The 2124-nt window shown below is 33.9% G+C and carries 2 protein-coding genes; one reads left to right on the top strand and one right to left on the bottom strand.

The window, feature by feature from the left end; genetic code table 11:
• Positions 1-679: 679 nt before the first annotated feature.
• A complete protein-coding gene (gene cobS / locus BCU91_RS01795) occupies positions 680-1453 on the bottom strand; it encodes an adenosylcobinamide-GDP ribazoletransferase (RefSeq protein ID WP_102475834.1) in 774 nt (257 codons plus the stop codon).
• Between the two features lie 411 nt (positions 1454-1864).
• Between cobS and BCU91_RS20435 the strand changes: the two genes are divergently transcribed.
• On the top strand, positions 1865-2124 hold a 260-nt coding region (locus tag BCU91_RS20435; RefSeq protein ID WP_206747615.1), incomplete at its 3' end, for a hypothetical protein.

Below are 2124 nucleotides of genomic sequence, written 5' to 3'. Positions count from 1 at the left end.
AATTAATTTTATAATATGTTTAAATTACTGTTAAAAGTAACATATTAAAAATTAATAAGCATTGCTATTATTTGTTGTGAGAGTTGTTTTACGCATATCGTAATAGAGATGTTTAAAACAATATTCACAACATTTGAATGTAACCATAATTGTTTGGTTTATTCTTATTTTGATATCGTTTTTTCTGCAAGTTAAATGTTATTTGAAGTCATATTTTTATATTGTGGCTTTTTTGATATTTTTTAATATATACTTCCACCCAAAGTATATGGTAAAACTGAGTAATAACTTCATCACTCTTACTTGGTAACCCTGCATTATGAGGTTAGAGGCATCTAACCTCATTTTTTTTGAGGCTAAATTTTCATCACGGAACCTATGTGTAATTTTATACATTATAGGTTGTTTACGCTTAAGTGTGATTGCTAGACTGCAAATGTTAGCAGTGAGACTTTTAAACTAGATAGGAAAGTTAGCTGCTGAGGAACGTGTTTTTATTTTTTAAATAAAGACTCTCTATAAATTAATCAGCAACTGGCTGAAATAAAAATATTAAGTTTTATCACTTTTAAACTAAAGGGTTTTCCATCACCTTAATATTTTTTACTTTAACATGTTAAGTGCACTAATCCTGTCTGGTTTTGATTTGTAATCACTAGTTTCAATAAGTATTAATATACTAATATGTCCAAATAACAAAGCAAATATAAGTTAATAACTCTATTACTTGCTGCGTTGCGCCAAGGGTGTCACCTGTATATCCATTTATTTGTTTTTTCATTAACTTGAGTAATAAAACAAAAGCTATCAACCAAGTTGCTAGTAATAATAAAGTTAAGCTGCTTGGCAGTAAAAGCAATCCAGGGAAACCACATGCAGTTAGTATCAATAATGTGTTGTAGTTGATAGTATTTGATTTTTGTGGTGTTTTGTTTTCCCCTATACGTGCATATTCAAGAAAGAATGGCACCATGCCAGAGATAGCTCTGCTAGCACCATGTGCAGTTATTAATGCGAGCATGACTTGCTGCATACTGAGTAGCTGCAGGCTACTCAGTTTTATTGCAAAGGTTGATATTAATGCAAGTACCCCATAGGTGCCAATCTGGCTATCTTTCATTATTGCTAACTTTCTGCTTTTATCCCAACCTCCACCGAAGCCATCAGCGAGATCGGCCAAGCCATCTTCATGAAAGGCACCGGTTGCAAGGATGAGTATTACCAAAGTCACAACGCACGCAAGGGAATGAGGAACTACTAAGCTAAGTGCAAAGTATACAGCTGCGCCAAAAAAACCTATAAAAAGACCAACCAATGAAAACCAACGACTAGCAGCCGCCACAGTCTTTTCATGAAACATCATGTGATTTGTAAAAGGAAAGCGTGTTAGAAAACTAATGGCTGCAAGAACTTCATTAAATATATTGTTTTTTTTTATGTCTAAGTTACTCATAACTTGTTTTTTTCTCTTTAATCTTGTGGGGTTAGTGATAGAGTATTTTAAGATTACTATTTATGGTTTGCATAATGTTACTGAGAACTTGTTAGGGCAAAAGTGGGGGAGAGTAACCACTTTTTCAATATCATTAAATTTTTTTGATTGAATGGATATTTAATATAGTGATTAACTCAAATTAGGTATGAGTAATAGATCACAAGTTTCTTTTTAAGGAAGAAAGACTGTGCTTTTTCACAGCTTTCAACTGCAATGTAATTGAGGTGAACTAATATTGAATACTGTCAACAACATAAAATTTCAATTGGAACTTTTTAACAGCGTCCATTGCTTCCAGCGTAGCAGGTTGAGCTAAGTTCTCCACAGCAGGCACGGCTGAACACATCATTTTATATATAATAGGAAGCCTTGCGTTCAAATTCCTATCTCTCCGCCATATTAAATACGAGAAAAGCCGTTGATTATCAACGGCTTTTTTTGTTTCTGGCGTTTGAGGGGCTTTCTGAGAGGATTGACTCAGACAATGTACCTGCCTTTCACATTAGCAGAGCTCCTAATAACGTGTACTTCACACGTATCTGTTTAGCCAAATCGTTACGCGATAAAGGCTTTCCTTTTGATATTAAAGTTTCTTTGTTGACTCGTGACAGAGCACAAGCGGTTATTCG

Origin of the sequence: Shewanella sp. 10N.286.52.B9, assembly GCF_002873635.1 — a bacterium.
Classification (GTDB): domain Bacteria; phylum Pseudomonadota; class Gammaproteobacteria; order Enterobacterales; family Shewanellaceae; genus Shewanella.
Note: the sequence above shows the minus strand (reverse complement) of the source record. Positions and strands in the feature narration are given on the sequence as shown.

What these genes read in the sequence shown, in the direction of transcription:
- cobS (WP_102475834.1), bottom strand. Translation starts at nt 1,453, where the DNA reads ATGAGTAACTTAGACATAAAAAAAAACAATATATTTAATGAAGTTCTT.